Raw genomic sequence first — 18,745 nt, 5'->3', positions numbered from 1 at the left:
GTCGCCATCGATCGGGTCAGGGGTCAGCACGCCACATGTACTCACAGCCATTGGCAGAAGCCATCGCGGAGGCGGAGAGCCTCGTCGCCGCCGCCCCGTTCATCGAGTCCGAGGCCGACCTCCTCGAGGGACTGCAGTACCTGGCTGGCTGCATCGCGGCGTGCACCTCCGTCGCGTTCGACTACGACCGCGACCATCCCTTCCTGCACAGCGGCACCGGCCCGTTCACCAAGATGGGCCTCGACAACCCCGACACGATGTACTTCGGGACGAGCGTGCAGCCCGGGAACGAGTACGTCGTCACCGGTCGGCGCGGCACCACCACCGACGTGAGCTTTCAATTGCTCGGTGGCGAGTACACCGACGACAACGTGCCCGACAGCGACACGGCCTTCGACGACCGCAAGCTGGACATCGCCGATGACGGCACGTTCGAGTGGCGGTTCACCCCGAAGACGCCGTCGCAGTTGGTCATTCGCGAGGTCTACAACGACTGGTCCGCCCAGCGCGGCACGTTCGCCATCTCGCGCAGCGACACCGTCGGCACCGCTCCGCCGCCCCTGAGTGCCGAACTCATCGAGAAGCGCTATGCGGTGGCGGGCAAGCAGCTGGTGCAGCGGGTGAAGACCTGGCTGCAGTTCCCGAAGTGGTTCTACGACGACCTACCGGTCAACACCCTCACCGCACCGCGCCTGACGCCCGGCGGACTGGCGACGCAGTACTCCTCGGTCGGACACTACGATCTGGCGCCCGGCCAGGCGATCGTCATCACCCTGCCCGCCAGCGACGCGCCGTACCTCGGCTTCCAGCTGGGCAGCCTCTGGTACATCTCGCTGGACTACATCAACCACCAGACGTCGCTCAACGGCACACAGGCGCAGGCGGATCCCGACGGCAAGATCCGGATCGTGGTGTCCGACGAGAACCCGGGCGTCACCAACTGGTGCGAGACGCTCGGGCACGCCAAGGGCTACCTGCAGTTCCGGTGGCAGCGGGTGTCGCGGGAGTTGACCGCCGCCGACGGCCCGACGCTCGAGATCGTCGACCTCGACCAGCTGCCGTCGGTGCTGCCCCACTACGAGACCAACAGGATCTCCGAGCAGGACTGGCGCGAGCGGATCGCGCTGCGCCAGCGGCTCATCGGCGAAAGGATGGTGGGCTAGACATGCCCGGACTACTGACCGACAAGGTCGTCGTCATCAGTGGCGTCGGACCGGCGCTGGGCACCACGCTCGCGCGCAGGTGTGCCGAGGAGGGCGCCGACCTCGTCTTGGCCGCGCGCACCGTCGAGCGGTTGCAGGACGTCGCCGGTCAGGTCACGGCACTGGGCCGGCGTGCCGTGGCCGTGGGCACCGACATCACCGACGAGGAACAGGTCGCCAATCTGGTGTCCACCTCGATCGCCGAGTTCGGGAAAGTCGACGTCCTGATCAACAACGCGTTCCGGGTGCCGTCGATGAAGCCCTTCGCCAAGACCAGTTTCGACCACATCCGCGACACGATCGAGTTGACCGTGCTGGGCGCGCTGCGGCTGATCCAGGGTTTCACCCCCGCGCTGACCGAGGCGAACGGGTCGGTGGTCAACGTCAACTCGATGGTGGTCCGGCACTCCGACCCCAAGCAGGGCGCGTACAAGATGGCGAAGTCGGCGCTGCTGGCCATGTCGCAGTCGCTGGCGAGTGAACTCGGCGAGGCCGGGATCCGGGTCAACTCGGTTCTGCCGGGCTACATCTGGGGTGGCACGCTGCAGAGCTACTTCGAGCATCAGGCCGGCAAGTACGGCACCACGGTCGACGAGATCTACAAGGCGGCGGCGGTCAACAGCGACCTCAAGCGGCTGCCCACCGAGGACGAGGTGGCCTCGGCCATCCTGTTCATGGCCAGCGACCTGTCCAGCGGCATCACCGGCCAGGCGCTCGACGTCAACTGCGGGGAGTACAAGGCATGACCGTGCGTACGAACGTCGGAACGCTCGACGACCTGCACGCCTCGGCCGTGAAGGCCTGCGGACTGGACGACTTCGGGGTCGACGACGACAACTATCGCGAGGCGCTCGGGGTGCTGCTCGAGTCCTTCGCCCGCGACGCCGACCTCACCGAGTTCGGCAGCAAGATGCAGCGCTTCTTCGTCCGGAACGCGTTGGTGGCGCGGCTGGTGTCGGAGGCGGCGTTCGCGCAGTACCCCGAGCACGCCGACGTCGCCGTCGAGCGGCCCATCTTCGTCACGGGCCTGCCCCGCACCGGCACGACGGCGATCCACCGGCTGCTCGCCGCCGACCCGCGCCACCAGGGCCTGGAACTGTGGCTGGCCGAGTTCCCGCAGCCCCGCCCACCGCGTGCGACGTGGGCGCAGAACCCGATGTTCCAGCGCCTCGACGCGCAGTTCTCCAAGGCGCACGAGGAGAACCCCGACTACACGGGACTGCACTACATGACCGCCGACGAGGTGGAGGAGTGCTGGCAGCTGCTGCGTCAGTCACTCCACTCGGTGTCCTACGAGACGCTGGCGCACCTGCCGACGTACTCGCAGTGGCTCTCCCGCCAGGACTGGACCAAGCCCTACGCGCGGCACCGCAAGAACCTCCAGCTGATCGGGCTCAACGATCCCGGCAAGCGCTGGGTGCTGAAGAACCCCAGCCACCTCTTCGCGCTCGACGCACTGTTCGCGACGTACCCGGACGCACTGGTGGTGCAGTGCCACCGCCCGGCCGAGACCATCATGGCCTCGATGTGCTCGCTGGCTCAGCACACCACGGCGGGATGGTCGAACAGCTTCGAGGGCAAGGTGATCGGCGAGGACTCGCTCGAGACCTGGTCGCGCGGCCTGCGGCTGTTCAACGCCGAACGCGCCCGCCACGACCCGGCGCAGTTCTACGACCTCGACTACTTCGAGCTGATCAAGAATCCGATCGGTGCGGTCGAGGGGGTGTACCGCGCGTTCGGCATCGACTTCACCGACGCCGCCCGCGACGCGATGGTGGCGACCGACGAGGAGAGCAAGAAGGGCCCCCGAGCGCCCAAGCACACGTACTCACTGGAGGACTACGGCCTGACCACCGAGCAGGTCAAGGACCAGTTCGCCGGGCTCTGACCACCGTCTTGCTACATGGGTGAAGGAAATTCCTTCACACGCGTAGGAACCCGTGTTAGGTTCGACGGGTGCCGACCGCCCACGTGACCGACGAGCCGGGCCGCGCCGCCCACCTCGGGCCGGAACGGCGCCGGCCGCAGGTCCTCGACGCCGCGCTCGCGATCTCCCTGCAGGACGGCGTCGGCGAGGTGACGATCGGCGCGATCGCCAAGCGGCTCAACGTGACCCGGCCGGTCGTGTATGCGTGCTTCGCGGACCGCGTGGAGATCATCACCGCGCTGCTCGAGCGTGAGACCGCACGTCTGCGCGACGCACTGGTCGACGCGCTGCGGTCCGCGCGCGGCGACGGCCCCGGCGACGCGTTCGTCGCCGGCTATCGCGCGTTGCTCCACGTGGTCGCCGAGCGTCCCGACTCCTGGCGGGTGGTCTTCGCAGCCCAGCCCGACCGCGCCGTGTCCGACCGCTTCACGATGGTGCGCTCCGAGATGGCGGTGCTCGCATCGGGGTGGATCCGCCCGGTCGTGACCAAGTGGTGGCAGATCGAGGACGTCGACGCCACGCTGCCCGTGCTCATCGAGTTCTTCCTGTCGTCGTGCGAGGCCGCGGTGCGGTCGCTGCTCGACGAGTCGAGCACCTGGACGCCCGACGACCTCGGCGAACTGTACGGACGCATGGTGTCCAGCGCCTTCGCCGCCGCCCGCTGACCCGACCGGAGAATGGAGCACACGATGACGACGCCACACGAGGACTACGGGTTCTTCGGACCGGGCTCGGTGACCTGGCGGGTCTGGGGCTACCCCACGTCGATGACGGTCGGCTTCCAACGCTCGGTGGTCGTCGAGGAACTCGACCCCAACCTGGTTGCGGCGGTGGACAAGACGCACGACATCTACCGCCGTCCACGCACGCGCTACGACCGCACGCTGCGGTACTTCTCGATGGTCGCGTTCGGCGGCTCGCGCGAAACTGCAACGGCGGCAGACGTCCTCGTCAAGATCCACTCGAAGGCGATCGGCACGGAGCCCTACGGCGGCGGCCGCTACGACGCCAACGATCCGGCATCCCAGCTGTGGATACACCTCACCGCGTGGCATTCCATCCTGTACGCCTACGAGAAGTACGGTCCCGGACCGCTGGCGCCGGAGGACGAGGCCCGCTACTGGCAGGAGTGCGCGGTCGCCGCGGAACTGCAGACGTGCTCGCCGCACGACGTGCCGCGTACCCGCGACGGCGTCCGGCGCTACTTCGAGTGGATGCGGCCACAGCTGGTCGCGAGCGACATCGCGGTGCAGGCGATGACCCACCTGCTCGACGCCGACGTCATGCTGCCGCCGATGCCGCGCGCGGCACGCCCGCTCGCACGACTGGTCAGCCGGGTGCTGCGCGCCGGAACCATTGCGACCATGCCGCACTGGATGCGGCATCTCAGCGGCATCGAGCAGTCGAGGATCACCGACGTCCTGGTCCGTCCGGTGCTCTGGGCCGCCTTCCGGTTGGTGAGCCTCAGTCCGCGTGCGGAGTTGCGCGTGCTCGGCGTGCTGTCGCCCATGACGCTGCCGGTCGTCGCCCCGGTCAAGCTGAAGGTGCCGCCGGTCCGCGCGGAAGTGGTCAGCCCGGCGCAGGCCCGGCAGCGGTACGGCTTCGACCGGCCGGCCGAGGCTCACCTGGGTCTCCGGGCCACGCAGGCCCGCCGGGTGTTCGCCGACGGCGTCGACCCCAGCGACGAGGGACTCCTGGAGTCCGAACCGATCCTCGGCGCACTGAGCCGAGGCGCTCGTCGATGACCGTGGTTCGGCTACTCCGTGACGGGTTCGTCATCGGCCTGTTGGCCACGGCGGCGATCGCCCTCGGGATCTTCGCGCTGCTGTACCCCGTGCGGCTGGACGCCCACGACCGCTGGGGCGCCCAGATCGTCTGCGGCACAGGCATCGTCTCGGACCACGCGCAGGCCGAGACGACCGGCGGCGTGGGATTCCCGGACGGCGCGCTCGTGCTCGACCCGACCGTCCACACCGACTACGTGGCTCGGTGCGATGCCGCGACGTGGTGGCGACGCGGATGGGCGGTGACGTTGATCATCCCGGGTGCCGTGGTGTCGGCGGTGCTACTGCGCGCTAGCCATCGCCGGGAGACGGGGCGCTAGACATCTCCTCGAGGCAGCCCTCCGAGATGGCGTGCCGGATGCTGTCGGACAGCTTGGGGCACGATCTCGTGCGGCTGCTGTCGCCGCCGGACGCCCGCAGCTCGCTGAACACCGCGCACCGCTGCGTCGCGGTCGAATTCCACTGCACGGCAGTGTGCGTGGGCCCGAGCTTCTTCACCTCGACGGTGGCGTGGCAGAACCGGCAGTCGATCGGGGCCAGGCCGGCGGTCAGATACCGCTCGCGGTCACGGGCGCTGGCCTCGCGCACCGCCGCCGCACGCGCGGGGTCGGACGCGAAGTCCGGCGCCTTGGACCATTGGCTGGGGCCCTCGGCGGGGCCCGCCTCGTGGTCCTCGTCGTCGTGCGCGCCGTGCAGTTGCAGCATCGAGCGGGCCAGGTCGTCGACGTCTGGTGGCTGGGTCCGCTCGTCACGAATGGTCATCGGACTCAGGAAGGCTGGCCTTCCTTCTCCTTCTCCTGCTGCTCGGCCTGCAGGCGCAGGTTCTCCTCCACCTCGACGTGCCACTTCTCGTTGGCCGCGGTCGTGTCGACCTCGACCTCGAAGCGGTCGACCATGTCGGCCGTGACGTCGGCGGCGTCGACGTAGAACTGCTGGTACCAACGGCGCATCTGGTAGACGGCGCCGTCCTCCTCGACCAGCAGCGGATTGTCGATGCGGGTCTTGTGCTTCCAGATCTCGACGTCCTGCAGGAAGCCCTTGCTGACGCCCTCGGTGAAGACGCGGGCCAGCTTGTCGGTGGTCTTCTCGTCGAGGCCCTTGGGCTTCTCGACCATGACGCCCCACTGCAGCACGAACGAGTTCTGGCTCACCGGGTAGTGGCAGTTGATCAGGATGGACTCGGCCTTGAAACCGCCGTAGTTGTTGTGCAGCCAGTTGATCATGAACGACGGGCCGAAGTAGGACGCCTCGGAGTCGAGGTGCGCCTCGCCGTAGGTGGTGCCCATGTCGTTGATGTCGGGACGGCCGACGTTGTGCAGGTACTGGCTGGCGATGTGTCCCTCGAAGACGTTCTTGAAGAACGTCGGCAAGCCGTAGTGGATGTAGAAGAAGTGCGCCATGTCGGTGACGTTGTCGATGATCTCGCGGCAGTTGGAGCCCTCGATCAGCATCGTGTTCCAACGCCAGTCGGTCCAGTCGTCGTTCTCGAACTCGGGGATCTCGGGGATGCGCACCTCGGGCTGCGGCGGGTTGCCCTCGACGTCGTGCCAGACGAAGAGCAGGCCACCGCGCACGTCGGTGTGCCAGGCGCGGGTGCGCGCCAGACGGGGCGTGCGCTTGGCGTAGGGGACGAGCTTGCACTTGCCGTCACCGCCCCAGCGCCAGTCGTGGAACGGGCAGGCGACCTCGTCGCCCTTGACGGTGCCCTGGGACAGGTTGCCGCCCATGTGCCTGCAGTACCCGTCGAGCACGTTGAGTTCGCCCTTGGAGTCGGCGAAGACCACCAGCATGGTGCCGAAGATCTCGATGCCGTGCGGCTTGCCGTCCAGGTAGTCCTTGACGGGACCGAGGCAGTGCCAGCCGCGCGCGTACCGGTCCGGCAGGGCGCCGGTGTCGATTTCTCTGACTCCGACACTGCCAGTGGTTTCCGTAGTCACGGTGGGCCTCCCGTTTCTGTGGTTCTAACTAGAACACGTTACAGTTTTTGCCCCCGGTAGCGCAATGCGCGCAGCTCATCGAGCGCTCCGGCCATCCCACTGGGGTATAACCACTCCATGCCGCTGTACTCGTTCGAAGGCCGATCACCCGTGATCGACCCCAGTGCCTTCGTCGCGCCGACCGCCACGCTCATCGGAGACGTGCACGTCGAGGCGGGTGCATCGGTCTGGTTCAACGCCGTCCTGCGTGCCGACTTCGCGCCGATCATCATCAGGCAGGGCGCCAACGTGCAGGACTGCAGCGTGCTGCACGCCCCGCCGGGGATCCCCACCGACATCGGCCCCGGCGCCACGGTGGCGCACAGCTGCGTCGTCCACGGCGTCCACCTGGGCCAGGAAGCCGTGATCGCCAACCACGCGACGGTGCTCGACGGGGCCGTGATCGGCCGACGCAGCCTCATCGCCGCGCACTCGCTGGTGATCGGCGGCACGAAGATCCCCGACGAGGTCTTCGTCACCGGCTCGCCGGCGAAGGTCCGCGGACCGATCTCCGGAACGGGCGCGGAGCGGTGGGTCAACATGACCCCCGCCACCTATCAGGCCCTCGCCGAGCGGTACCGCGCCGGACTCGGCGAGATCCAGCAGCTCGGCGGGATCCAGCAGGTCTAAGCGGGCTTGTCCGCCGACACCACCCACATCGAGTAGTACTGCGAGCCGCCGCCGTACGCGTGGCCGAGTGCCTTGCGGGCCCCCTCGACCTGATGCTCGCCGGCCTTGCCCATCACCTGGATGGCCGACTCGGCGAACCGGATCATGCCGGACGCGCCGATCGGGTTCGACGACAGCACGCCACCCGACGGGTTGAACGGGATCCGGCCACCGATCGCCGTCTCGCCGGCCTCGGTGAGCTTCCAACCCTCGCCCTCGGCGGCGAACCCCAGGTTCTCCAGCCACATCGGCTCGAACCAGGAGAACGGGACGTAGACCTCGGCGACGTCGATCTCGTCGATCGGCGAGGTGATGCCCGCGTCGCGCCACAGCGCGGCGGACGCGTCCCGGCCGGCCTGCGGGTTCACCTGGTCGCGACCGGAGTAGGCCAGCGGTTCGGTGCGTAGCGCCGTGGCGTGGATCCACGCCACCGGATTGCCATCGGCCACATGGGCGTCCGCGATCTCCTCGTTGCCGATCACCATCGCGCAGGCGCCGTCCGAGGACGGGCAGGTCTCGTCGAAGCGGATGGGGTCCCACAGCATCTGCGACGCCATCACCTTCTCCAGCGTGATGTCGGGCTGGTGCAGGTGGGCCAACGGGTTCTTCGCGCCGTTGAGCCGGTCCTTGACCGCGACCATGGCGCCGATGTGCGTCGGCGCGCCCGAGCGGCGGATGTACGACCGCACGTGAGGCGCGAAGTAGCCGCCCGCGCCTGCGCCCACCGGCTTGGTGAACGGCACCGGGATGCTCAACGCCCACATGGCGTTCGACTCGGACTGCTTCTCCCACGCCATCGTCAGCACGCGCTCGTACTTGCCCGACTGCACCAGGCTCGCGGCGACGATCGCGGTGGATCCGCCGACCGAGCCCGCGGTGTGCACCCGGATGAGCGGCTTGCCGGTCGCACCCACGGCGTCGGCCATGAACAGCTCGGGCATCATGACGCCCTCGAAGAAGTCGGGCGCCTTGCCGACCACCACGGCGTCGATGTCGTCGAACGTCGAGCCGGAGTCCTCGAGCGCCTTGTCGATGGCCTCGCGGACGAGGCCGTTCATCGAGACGTCCTTGCGCTTCGCGACATACTTGGTCTGCCCGGTGCCCAGCACCGCGGCGTTGTGTCCCGCCATGACCTACTTCCCTTCCATGACTGCGACCAGGTTCTGCTGCAGCGCAGCGCCACTGGTGGCGTGGGCGAGCACACGGGACGCCGATCCGTCGAAGATGTGCCGCGCGGCGAAGCCGATCCGCTCGAGCCCCGTCGAGAACATCGGGTTGGCGGCGAGCGCGCCGCCGGAGGGGTTGATCCGCGTCGAGTCGCCCAGACCGATCGCCTCGGTGAGGATCAGCTGCTGATGGGTGAACGGCGCGTACAGCTCGGCTACGTCGATGGAGCCGGCGTCACCCCCGGTCGCCGCCGCGGCCGACGCCGCGGTCGACGGTGAGGTGGTCAGGTCGCGAGCGCCCAGCACGGGCGTCTCGACGCGGTGCTCGATGCCGGTGATCCACGCGGGATGCTCCCGCATCTCCCGTGCGCGGTCGCCCGATGCGAGCACGATGGCCGACGCACCGTCGGTGATCGGTGCGATGTCGTGGCGGCGCAACGGATCTGCGAAGTACGGCCGGGACAGCAGTTCGTCGATGCTGGTGCCCGGCTGCTCGGAGTCGGTGCGACCGCCGGCGTTCATCGAGTCCAGGGCGACCTGCGCCATCTGCTCGGCGGTCCACTTGCCGGAGTCCAGCCCGAACCTGGCCTGCAGGCCTGCGGTGGAGACGGCGTCGGGGACCAGCGGCGCGACCGTGTAGGGGTCGGTCTGCATCGCGAGTACCCGGCGCAGCACGCCCGCCGACGACTTCCCGAACCCGTACACCAGCGCGGTGTCGACGGCCCCGGTGAGGATCTTGATGTATGCCTCGTAGAGCGCCCACGCCGCGTCCATCTCGACGTGCGACTCGTTGATCGGCGGCACCGCGCCGATCGAGTCGATCGCGGACAGGAACGAGAACGCCCGGCCGGCAAGGTAGTCCGACGATCCGGAGCACCAGAAGCCGATGTCGGTCTGCTCGATCCCGAGGTCGGCGTACAACTCGGCGAAGCACGGCATCAGCATCTCGACGCCATTGGTGGTGCCCTCGGTGCGGCGCACGTGCGGGGCATGTGCGAAACCGACTACGGCAACGTCACGAAAGGTCATTGGGGGCTTGTCTCCTCGTCGGGAAGGCTCGTCGCGGCACGACTCACTGGTGGTGCTTGTACGTCTCGTAGTCCGCGTCGGGCTCACCCGTCGGCCGGAAGTAGTCGATGTTGTCGATGCCGAGACCCCACTCCTCGCGGGGCTTCCACACCGCCTCCACGCGCATGCCCATCCGGACGTCGGTGGCCTCGATCTCGGTGACCAGGTGCAGGAACGGGATGTCCGCGCCGTCGAGCAGGATGTACGCCGCGACGTAGGGCGGCTTGATGCGCTGCCCCGCGAACGGGATGTTGATGATCGCGAACGTCGTGACCGTGCCCCTGTCGGGCAGTTCGACGAACTCGGTCAGCTGCTGCCCGGTGGCCGGATCCGCTTCGCGCGCAGGGAAGTACACCTTGCCGCCCTCGCCGGTGCGGGCACCGACGAGCTTGCCCTCCTCCAGCGCGCGCAGGAACGTGCTCTCCGGGAGCGAGGCGGTGTGCTGGATCTCGATCGACGTCGGCACCACCAGCAGGGTCACCGGATCACGCTCGTCGGTGACGTCCTCGACCGGCTCCTCGGTGTCGCTGAGTTCGAAGTAGGCAATGTCGGTGATCGAGCCGACGGGCTCCTCGGCCCAGTGCACGCGCACCCGGGCGCCGGTCTCGATGGCGTCCGGCGTGCCGGCGTCCACCGCGTGCAGCAGGGTCGTGTCGGCGCCGTCGAGCTTCACCAGCGCCCACGCGAACGGACGCTGCAGCGGCTGACCCTCCAGCGGGCTCGGCTGCCACGTCCACGACACGACGGTTCCGACGCTGGCCACCGGTACGATCTCCGTCAGCCGCTCGTAGGTGACCGGGTCGAACTCGGCAGGCGGTACCAGCACTCGACCGTCCGAACCACGTATGCCGACGACGTGTCGTCCACGCAGTTCGGTGAAGAACCGACCGAGGACGGGACCTACTGAACGGGTGTAGTCGAATGACAGTTTCAGAGGAGCCGAAAGAGGCGGCTCGTGCTCATCGATACTGGCCGGGCTACTTTGGCTGGCGCTCACGGCATCGAGTAGAACAGGTTCTAACAATCGTCGCAAGGACGGGCCCGCGGGTCCGAGGAAGTTGGCGGAAATGAAGTTGGGTCTCCAACTCGGTTACTGGGGCGCGCAGGCGCCGACCAACCACGCGGAACTCGTCGCCACCGCCGAGGAGGCCGGTTTCGACACCGTCTTCACCGCCGAGGCGTGGGGCTCGGACGCGTACACACCGCTGGCGTGGTGGGGTCGCGAGACCACCCGCATGCGACTGGGCACCTCGGTGCTGCAGCTCTCCGCGCGCACCCCCACCGCCCTGGGGATGGCTGCGCTGACGTTGGACCACCTGTCCGGCGGGCGACACGTCGTCGGCCTCGGCGTCTCCGGCCCGCAGGTCGTGGAGGGCTGGTACGGCGCGAAGTTCCCCAAGCCGCTGGCCCGCACCCGCGAGTACGTCGACATCCTGCGTCAGGTGTGGGCGCGCGAGGCGCCGGTGCACAGCGACGGCCCGCACTACCCGCTGCCGCTGACCGGCGAGGGCACCACCGGCCTGGGCAAGAACCTCAAGCCGATCACCCATCCTTTGCGCGCGGACATCCCGGTGATGCTCGGCGCCGAAGGACCCAAGAACGTCGCGCTGGCCGCCGAGATCTGCGACGGCTGGCTGCCCATCTTCTACTCGCCGCGCATCGGCGCCATGTACAACGAATGGCTCGACGAGGGCTTCGCCCGCCCCGGCGCCCGCCGCACGCGCGAGACGTTCGAGATCTGTGCGACGGCGCAGGTGGTGGTCACCGACGACCGCGCCGAGATCATGGAGCTGATGAAGCCGCACCTCGCGCTCTACATGGGCGGAATGGGCGCCGAGGACACCAACTTCCACGCCGACGTGTACCGGCGGATGGGCTACGCCGAGGTCGTCGACGACGTCACCAAGCTGTTCCGCGCCGACCGCAAGGACGAGGCCGCGAAGGTCATCCCCGACGAACTCGTCGACGACTCCGCGATCGTGGGCAACCTCGACTACGTGCGCGAGCAGATCACGGCGTGGGAGGCCTCGGGCGTCACGATGATGGTGGTTGGCGCGCGGTCGCCCGAGCAGATCCGCGACCTCGCCGCCCTCGTCTAACCCTGTCCTCCCGGGTCCTCTTCTTCCCGCGAGCAGACGCGAACTCCCCTGTTCGAGCTTGGATCAGGGGAGTTCACGTCTGCTCGCGTGTGGACTTCCGCCGCTCGCGGGGGAGGTATCCGGGCCGGTGACTAGACACTTCCTTGCCATGTGTCTACTCCAGGTTCTAGCCTGACCGCGTGACCGACGCCACAGAACCCAGTTCGCACACCGTCGCCGGCGCCGTGGTGACCATGCCGGTGCGGATCCGCCGCGCCACCCAGCACATGGCGATGTTCTCGGTGGACGCCGACGCCGCGCAGCGCATGATCGACCACAGCGGCCTGACGGTGTGCCGCTACCGGCCCAATCGCGCCGTCGTCGTCCTGATGCTGATGCACTACGTCGACGGCGACCTCGGCAAGTACCTCGAGTACGGCACCAACGTCATGGTCAACCCGCCGGGGTCGAACGCGACAGGGCTGCGCGCACTGCAGTCGGCGGGCGCGTTCATCCACCACCTGCCCGTCGACCAGGCGTTCACCCTCGAGGCCGGCCGCAACATCTGGGGATACCCGAAGGTCATGGCGGACTTCGCCGTTCGCGACGGCCACCGGTTCGGCTTCGACGTCACGATCGACGGGGAGTTCGCCGTCGGCATGGACTTCGCGCCGGGGTTCCGCGTGCCGGCCAGGTTCACCGGCGCACCACAGACTTACCCGACGTACTCGCACCTCGACGGCGTCACGCGCATGACCGACGGCGAGATGACGATGTCGGGCGTCCGCTACCGGCCGGGCGGCGCCACCGTCCGGCTCGGCAGCCATCCGTACGCGCGTGAACTCGCCGCACTCGGTTTCCCGAAGCGCGCCATGATCTCGAGTTCGGCCGATAACGTCGAGATGACCTTCGCTGATGCACAGGAGCTTTCGTGACCAGTCTGATCTCCACCCCCACCCCGACCGGGCGGCCCGACGTCGACCTCGCGGACGGTAACTTCTACGCCGACGGGCGCGCCCGCGACGCCTACCGGTGGATGCGCGCGAACCAGCCGGTGTTCCGCGACCGCAACGGTCTGGCCGCGGCGGCGAGCTATCAGGCCGTGCTGGACGCCGAGCGCAACCCCGAGCTGTTCAGTTCGACCGGCGGCATCCGGCCCGATCAGCCGGGCATGCCTTACATGATCGACATGGACGATCCGTCACACCTGTTGCGCCGCAAGCTCGTCAACGCGGGCTTCACCCGCAAGCGCGTCATGGACAAGGTGCCGTCCATCGAGCGGCTGTGCGACACCCTGATCGACGCCGTGTGCGAGCGCGGCGAGTGCGACTTCGTCCGCGACATCGCCGCGCCGCTGCCGATGGCGGTGATCGGCGACATGCTCGGCGTGCTGCCCGAGGAGCGCGACAAGCTGCTCCAGTGGTCCGATGACCTGGTGTGTGGGCTGAGTTCGACCGTCGACGACGCGACCATCCAGAAGCTGATGGACACCTTCGCCGCGTACACGGCGTTCACGATGGAGACCATCGCCAAGCGTCGCGCCGAGCCGACCGACGACCTGTTCAGCATCCTCGTCAACAGCGAGGTCGAGGGTCAGCGGATGAGCGACGACGAGATCGTCTTCGAGACGCTGCTGATCCTCATCGGCGGCGACGAGACCACCCGGCACACGCTGTCCGGTGGCGCCGAACAGCTGCTGCGGCATCGTGATCAGTGGGAGGCGCTGGTCGCCGATCCCGAGCTGATGCCCGGCGCCATCGAGGAGATGCTGCGCTGGACGTCGCCGGTCAAGAACATGTGCCGCACGCTGACGGCCGACACCGAGTTCCACGGCACCGAGCTGTTCAGCGGCGAGAAGATCATGCTGATGTTCGAGTCGGCCAACTTCGACGAGAGCGTGTTCGGCGATCCCGAGAGCTTCCGCATCGATCGCAGTCCCAACAGCCACCTGGCGTTCGGGTTCGGCACGCACTTCTGCCTGGGCAATCAGCTGGCACGGCTGGAGCTGCGGTTGATGATCGACCGCGTCCTGCGGAGACTGCCCGACCTGCGCCTTGCCGACGGGGCTCGCGTGCCGCTGCGGGCGGCCAACTTCGTCAGCGGTCCCGAGGGCATGCCGGTCGTGTTCACCCCGACGAAGCGCGTGCTCGACTAGCGGGTCGCCGAGTGTCGGCTCGTGTCACGCCGAACGCGATGCCGCGTGGCGGTAACCCACGTTCGGCGTAGACGGAGCGGGCGCTACTTCATCTGGAAGTTCGGCGCGCGCTTCTCCTTGAAGGCCAGCGGGCCCTCCTTGGCGTCGGCGCTGAGGAACACGGGGATGCCGTTGGCGGTGTCCGGCTTGAACGCCTCCTCCTCGTGCAGTCCCTCCGCCTCGCGGATGGTCTTGAGGATCGCCTGGACGGCCAGCGGCCCATTGTTGTTGATCACCGCCGCGATCTCGAGTGCCTTCTCGAGCGCGCTGCCGTCGGGCACGACGTAGCCGATCAGTCCGTACTGCAGCGCTTCGGCTGCGGTGATGTGACGTCCGGTCAGCAGCAGGTCGCACGCGATCGTGTACGGGATCTGGCGCGGCAGCCGGACGGCGGAGCCGCCCATCGGGTACAGGCTCCACTTCGCCTCGGAGATGCCGAACTTGGCGCTCTCACCGGCGATGCGGATGTCGGTGCCCTGCAGGATCTCGGTGCCGCCGGCGATGGCCGGGCCCTCGACCGCGGCGATCAGCGGCTTGGTCAGTCGCCGGCCCTTCAGCAGGCCGTCGATGCGGGTGGGGTCGAATGCGCCGCTCTTGAACGAGTCGCCGGGGGGCGCCTTGGTGGCGTTCTTGAGGTCCATGCCCGCGCAGAAGTAGCCGCCGGCGCCGGTGAGGATGCAGGTGCGGATCTCCGGATCGCAGTCGACGCGGTCCCACGCCTCCACCATGATCGCGAGCATCTCGGTGGACAGCGCGTTGCGCGCCTCCGGCCGGTTGAGCGTCACGATGAGGGTGTGTCCGCGCTGCTCGATCAGGGCGTCGGGACTCTTGTCCGGCTCGGTCACGGGTAACTCGCCTTTCACCACTTGTCCAGGAGACTTGTCTGGAAATGTAACACGTTCTAGTTTAGGTGCTGTGGCCCTGAACATCGCCGATCTTGCCGAGCACGCCATAGACGCCGTGCCTGACCGTGTCGCCCTCATCTCGGGGGGCGAGAAGCTCACCTATGCCCAGTTGGAGGAGAAGGCGAACCGCCTCGCCCACTACCTGGCCGACCGGGGGGTGAAGAAGGACGACAAGGTCGGGCTGTACTGCCGGAACCGCATCGAGATCGTCATCGCGATGCTCGGCGTCGTGAAGGCCGGCGCGATCCTGGTGAACGTCAACTTCCGCTACGTCGAGGGCGAGTTGAAGTACCTCTTCGACAACTCCGACATGGTCGCGCTGGTGCACGAGCGCCGCTACGCCGACCGCGTCGCCAACGTGCTGCCCGAGACCCCGAACGTGACGACGATCCTCGTGGTCGAGGACGGCAGCGACGACGACTTCGAGCGCTACGGCGGGGTCGAGTTCTACGCGGCGCTCGAACAGGGGTCGCCCGAGCGCGACTTCGGCCCGCGCAGCGAGGACGACATCTACCTGCTCTACACCGGCGGCACCACCGGATTCCCGAAGGGCGTGATGTGGCGCCACGAGGACATCTACCGGGTCCTGTTCGGCGGCACCGACTTCGCGACCGGTGAGCCGATCGCCGACGAGTACGACCTGTCGAAGCAAGCAGCGGCGAATGCGCCGATGATCCGTCTGCCGATCCCGCCGATGATCCACGGCGCCACCCAGTCGGCCACGTGGATGTCGCTGTTCTCCGGCCAGACCGTGGTGCTCGCACCGGAATTCGACGCCGACGAGGTCTGGCGGATGATCCACGAGCACAAGGTGAACCTGCTGTTCTTCACCGGTGACGCGATGGCCCGGCCGCTGCTCGACGCGCTGCTCGCGCACCAGGACGAGGGCAACACGTACGACCTCTCCAGCCTGTTCCTGCTCGCCAGCACCGCCGCGCTGTTCTCCACCAGCCTGAAGGAGAAGTTCCTCGAGCTGCTGCCCGACCGGATCATCACCGATTCGATCGGGTCCTCGGAGACCGGCTTCGGCGGCACCAGCATCGTGGCCAAGGGTCAGTCGCACACCGGCGGGCCGCGGGTCACGATCGACAAGAACACCAAGGTGCTCGACGAGGACGGCAACGAGGTCGCGCCGGGGTCCGGTGTCCGGGGCATCATCGCCAAGTGCGGTCACATCCCCGTCGGGTACTTCAAGGACGAGAAGAAGACCGCCGAGACCTTCCGCACGTACAACGGTGTGCGGTACGCGATTCCCGGCGACTACGCCGAGGTCGAGGCCGACGGCAGCGTCACGATGCTGGGCCGCGGCTCGGTGTCGATCAACAGCGGCGGCGAGAAGATCTACCCCGAGGAGGTCGAGGCCGCGCTCAAGGGCCACCCCGACGTCTTCGACGCCCTCGTGGTCGGCGTGCCCGACCCGCGCTTCGGTCAGCACGTCGCCGCCGTCGTCCACCCCCGCGCCGGCGCCCGACCCACACTGGCCGACCTGGATGCGTTCGTGCGCAGTGAGATCGCGGGATACAAGGTGCCGCGCAGCCTCTGGTTGGTCGACGAGGTGAAGCGCTCGCCGGCAGGAAAGCCCGACTACCGCTGGGCCAAGGACACCACCGAGGAACGTCCGGCCGACGACGTTCACGCCAAGCATGCCGTCACTCAGGGAGCCAAGAAGTAGATGCGTACCGAACTCTGCGAACGCTTCGGGATCCAGTACCCGATCTTCGTCTTCACCCCGTCGGAGAAGGTGGCGGCGGCGGTCACGCGTGCCGGCGGCCTCGGCGTACTGGGCTGCGTGCGGTTCAACCAGGCCGACGACCTGGAGAACGTGCTCCGGTGGATGGACGAGAACACTCTCGGCTTGCCGTACGGCGTCGACATCGTGATGCCGGCGACGGTGCCCACCGAGGGCACCAGCATCGACATCAACAAGCTGATCCCTCAGACGCATCGCGAGTTCGTCGACAAGACGCTCGCCGATCTCGGGGTGCCGCCGCTGCCCGACGACGAGGAGAAGTCCGAGGGCGTGCTCGGTTGGCTGCACTCGGTGGCGCGCAGCCACGTCGAGGTGGCGCTGAAACATCCGATCAAGTTGATCGCCAACGCGCTCGGCTCACCGCCGAAGGACGTCATCGACCAGGCGCACGCCGCGGGCGTCCCGGTGGCGGCGTTGGCCGGCAGCGCGAAACACGCTCTGCGACATGCGGAGAACGGCGTCGACATCGTCATCGCCCAGGGACACGAAGCCGGTGGTCACACCGGTGAGATCGCGTCGATGGTCCTGGTGCCCGAGGTGGTCGACGCCGTCGACGGCAGCGCCGCCGTGCTCGCCGCGGGCGGCATCGGCTCCGGACGTCAGGTGGCCGCTGCGCTCGCACTGGGCGCGCAGGGCGTGTGGATGGGGTCGGCGTTCCTCACCGCAGCCGAGTACGACCTCGGAGTGCGCGGGGAGTCGGGCGTCTCGGTGATCCAGGAGGCCATGCTCGCCGCGACGTCGAGCGACACCGTGCGCCGCAAGATCTACACGGGCAAGCCGGCCCGGCTGCTCAAGTCGCGCTGGACCGAGGCCTGGGATGCCGACGGCGCGCCGGACCCGCTGCCGATGCCGCTGCAGAACATCCTCGTCAGCGAGGCACATCAGCGCATGAACGAGGCCAAGGATCCGTCCGCGGTCGCCATGCCGGTGGGCCAGATCGTGGGGAGGATGAACGAGATTCGTCCCGTCGCCGACATCATGGCCGAACTGGTCAGCGGGTTCGAGGACGCGACCCGGCGGCTCGACGGGATCCGCGGGACGTAGCGGGCAGACGACGTCGAACGCCGCCAGGGGTTGGTCCTGGCGGCGTTCGTCGTCGGTGGGTCGGGAAGGTGTGGGCTAGAAGGTGATCGTGGTGTCGCTGTCGATGATGTCGGTCGCTGCGCCGACGACGTCGGCCTGATTCTCGAGCCCGTCGGCGTTGAGTTGGAGGACGTAGAGCCCGTCGGGGCCGGGGATGACGACCGTCTTCTGCGCGATGATCTTCGTCTGCCCCTCCGACTGCCAGGTGCCGCCGAGTTGGTAGGCGGGGTACTCGCCCAGGGTGCTGACGGCGCCCTCGTTCATGGCCTCGAAACCGTCGAGGTTGTTCAGTTCACCCGGTGCGAGATCGATGATCTGCTGGGGGTCGACGTCGCCGGACAGCTTGGAGACGATGGCCACGATGCTGGGGGAGTACTCGGCGGCCTCGGGCCCGGTGTAGACGATGGCGCCGTAGGCCCAGTCCGGCTTGTCCTCGCCGGCGGGCTCCCATCCCTCGGGCACCGGAAGGTTGATCGTCGGGGAGCCCGGATCGCCCATCGCGACGGCGCTCTCCTGAATGCCGTTCTCCTCGATGTAGCTCGCGATGGTGGGATTCGGACCCGTGGCGCCTTCGTCGCGTTCGGCGATCTTTGCCTTCGTCGCGGTCGGGGGACTCTTGGTGGTGGACGAGGACTTCGCCGACGTGTCGCTGGCGGCGCTGGTCGGGGTGGCCGTCTTGGTGTCCGAGCCGCAGCCCGACAGCAGCAGGGCAAGGGCGGTCATCGCCGCCGCCGATGCGGTGAGCGTGGGAATTCTCATGTTCTTCTCCTCGGTTGGGGCCATCTGGCAGTCGATGTCGAGTGGTAGCGAGGCCGCGCCTCGGCATGGGGTGGTCGATGTGTGATCTTGGTTTGCCAAGTACATCCGCTCGGGATTGGAAAAGGCTTGGATCGCGTTCACCGTGGCAAGCCGACGACTGTCCGATTCGTTCACGACGCGACGG

General features: G+C 68.1%; 19 protein-coding genes. 12 read left to right on the top strand and 7 right to left on the bottom strand.

The window, feature by feature from the left end:
• Positions 1-35: 35 nt before the first annotated feature.
• From AC1MEY_RS18895 to AC1MEY_RS18870, 6 genes are all read left to right on the top strand, one after another.
• Positions 36-1,163 carry a hypothetical protein gene (locus tag AC1MEY_RS18895; RefSeq protein ID WP_480226958.1) on the top strand — a complete coding sequence of 376 codons (1,128 nt, stop codon included), beginning with the start codon at positions 36-38 and terminating at the stop codon, positions 1,161-1,163.
• A 2-nt stretch (positions 1,164-1,165) separates the two neighbouring features.
• Positions 1,166-1,948, top strand: a complete 783-nt coding sequence (locus AC1MEY_RS18890) for an SDR family oxidoreductase (RefSeq protein ID WP_480226957.1) — start codon at positions 1,166-1,168, stop codon at positions 1,946-1,948.
• Complete coding sequence (locus AC1MEY_RS18885; RefSeq protein WP_480226956.1) at positions 1,945-3,090, top strand: sulfotransferase family protein; 1,146 nt, start codon at positions 1,945-1,947, stop codon at positions 3,088-3,090. The genes AC1MEY_RS18890 and AC1MEY_RS18885 overlap by 4 nt, the downstream gene beginning before the upstream one ends.
• 68 nt (positions 3,091-3,158) lie before the next feature.
• Positions 3,159-3,794: a TetR/AcrR family transcriptional regulator gene (locus tag AC1MEY_RS18880; RefSeq protein WP_480226955.1), complete on the top strand. Its 636-nt coding sequence runs from the start codon at positions 3,159-3,161 to the stop codon at positions 3,792-3,794.
• Positions 3,795-3,818: 24 nt separating this feature from the next.
• Positions 3,819-4,874 carry an oxygenase MpaB family protein gene (locus AC1MEY_RS18875; protein ID WP_480226954.1) on the top strand — a complete coding sequence of 352 codons (1,056 nt, stop codon included), beginning with the start codon at positions 3,819-3,821 and terminating at the stop codon, positions 4,872-4,874.
• On the top strand, positions 4,871-5,233 hold the full coding sequence (locus AC1MEY_RS18870; protein ID WP_480226953.1) for a hypothetical protein: 363 nt from the start codon (positions 4,871-4,873) through the stop codon (positions 5,231-5,233). Before AC1MEY_RS18875 ends, AC1MEY_RS18870 begins: the two co-directional genes overlap by 4 nt.
• Here the strand turns inward: AC1MEY_RS18870 and AC1MEY_RS18865 are convergent.
• Entirely contained in the window at positions 5,205-5,675 is a 471-nt protein-coding gene (locus AC1MEY_RS18865) for a hypothetical protein (RefSeq protein ID WP_480226952.1), read from the bottom strand. The two genes, AC1MEY_RS18870 and AC1MEY_RS18865, sit on opposite strands and share 29 nt — an antisense overlap.
• Before the next feature lie 5 nt (positions 5,676-5,680).
• Positions 5,681-6,850, bottom strand: a complete 1,170-nt coding sequence (locus AC1MEY_RS18860; RefSeq protein ID WP_480226951.1) for a 3-ketosteroid-9-alpha-monooxygenase, oxygenase component — start codon at positions 6,848-6,850, stop codon at positions 5,681-5,683.
• Positions 6,851-6,967: 117 nt separating this feature from the next.
• Between AC1MEY_RS18860 and AC1MEY_RS18855 the strand changes: the two genes are divergently transcribed.
• Positions 6,968-7,519, top strand: a complete 552-nt coding sequence (locus tag AC1MEY_RS18855; RefSeq protein ID WP_480226950.1) for a gamma carbonic anhydrase family protein — start codon at positions 6,968-6,970, stop codon at positions 7,517-7,519.
• On the opposite strand, the gene AC1MEY_RS18850 is transcribed toward AC1MEY_RS18855, so the two are convergent.
• The 3 genes from AC1MEY_RS18850 to AC1MEY_RS18840 are packed head-to-tail and all read right to left on the bottom strand — an operon-like array spanning position 7,516 to position 10,789.
• Complete coding sequence (locus AC1MEY_RS18850; protein ID WP_480226949.1) at positions 7,516-8,688, bottom strand: thiolase domain-containing protein; 1,173 nt, start codon at positions 8,686-8,688, stop codon at positions 7,516-7,518. The two genes, AC1MEY_RS18855 and AC1MEY_RS18850, sit on opposite strands and share 4 nt — an antisense overlap.
• Before the next feature lie 3 nt (positions 8,689-8,691).
• Positions 8,692-9,753 (bottom strand): thiolase domain-containing protein, encoded by a 1,062-nt coding sequence (locus AC1MEY_RS18845; RefSeq protein ID WP_480226948.1) that lies wholly within the window; start codon positions 9,751-9,753, stop codon positions 8,692-8,694.
• Between the two features lie 43 nt (positions 9,754-9,796).
• Positions 9,797-10,789 carry a Zn-ribbon domain-containing OB-fold protein gene (locus tag AC1MEY_RS18840; RefSeq protein ID WP_480226947.1) on the bottom strand — a complete coding sequence of 331 codons (993 nt, stop codon included), beginning with the start codon at positions 10,787-10,789 and terminating at the stop codon, positions 9,797-9,799.
• 70 nt (positions 10,790-10,859) lie between these two features.
• Here AC1MEY_RS18840 and AC1MEY_RS18835 point away from each other — a divergent pair, with 70 nt between their 5' ends.
• The 3 genes from AC1MEY_RS18835 (at position 10,860) to AC1MEY_RS18825 (ending at position 14,025) form a co-directional block, all read left to right on the top strand.
• Complete coding sequence (locus tag AC1MEY_RS18835) at positions 10,860-11,891, top strand: LLM class F420-dependent oxidoreductase (protein ID WP_480226946.1); 1,032 nt, start codon at positions 10,860-10,862, stop codon at positions 11,889-11,891.
• A 233-nt stretch (positions 11,892-12,124) separates the two neighbouring features.
• Positions 12,125-12,805, top strand: a complete 681-nt coding sequence (locus tag AC1MEY_RS18830; protein WP_480231560.1) for an acetoacetate decarboxylase family protein — start codon at positions 12,125-12,127, stop codon at positions 12,803-12,805.
• 8 nt (positions 12,806-12,813) lie between these two features.
• A complete protein-coding gene (locus tag AC1MEY_RS18825; protein ID WP_480231559.1) occupies positions 12,814-14,025 on the top strand; it encodes a cytochrome P450 in 1,212 nt (403 codons plus the stop codon).
• A gap of 83 nt (positions 14,026-14,108) precedes the next feature.
• On the opposite strand, the gene AC1MEY_RS18820 is transcribed toward AC1MEY_RS18825, so the two are convergent.
• A complete protein-coding gene (locus AC1MEY_RS18820) occupies positions 14,109-14,909 on the bottom strand; it encodes a crotonase/enoyl-CoA hydratase family protein (protein WP_480226945.1) in 801 nt (266 codons plus the stop codon).
• Positions 14,910-14,943: 34 nt separating this feature from the next.
• On the opposite strand from AC1MEY_RS18820, the gene AC1MEY_RS18815 reads away from it, so the two are divergent.
• Both AC1MEY_RS18815 and AC1MEY_RS18810 read left to right on the top strand, forming a co-directional pair.
• Positions 14,944-16,641, top strand: a complete 1,698-nt coding sequence (locus tag AC1MEY_RS18815; protein ID WP_480226944.1) for an acyl-CoA synthetase — start codon at positions 14,944-14,946, stop codon at positions 16,639-16,641.
• Positions 16,642-17,763, top strand: coding sequence for an NAD(P)H-dependent flavin oxidoreductase (locus AC1MEY_RS18810; protein ID WP_480226943.1), 1,122 nt, complete (start codon positions 16,642-16,644; stop codon positions 17,761-17,763).
• 75 nt (positions 17,764-17,838) lie between these two features.
• Here the strand turns inward: AC1MEY_RS18810 and lpqN are convergent, their stop codons facing one another.
• Entirely contained in the window at positions 17,839-18,561 is a 723-nt protein-coding gene (lpqN, locus tag AC1MEY_RS18805; RefSeq protein ID WP_480226942.1) for an envelope biogenesis lipoprotein LpqN, read from the bottom strand.
• Between the last annotated feature and the right edge of the window lie 184 nt (positions 18,562-18,745).

This window comes from Mycobacterium sp. PTI7 (genome assembly GCF_056679845.1).
This window is presented reverse-complemented; position numbering and strand designations above follow the sequence as displayed.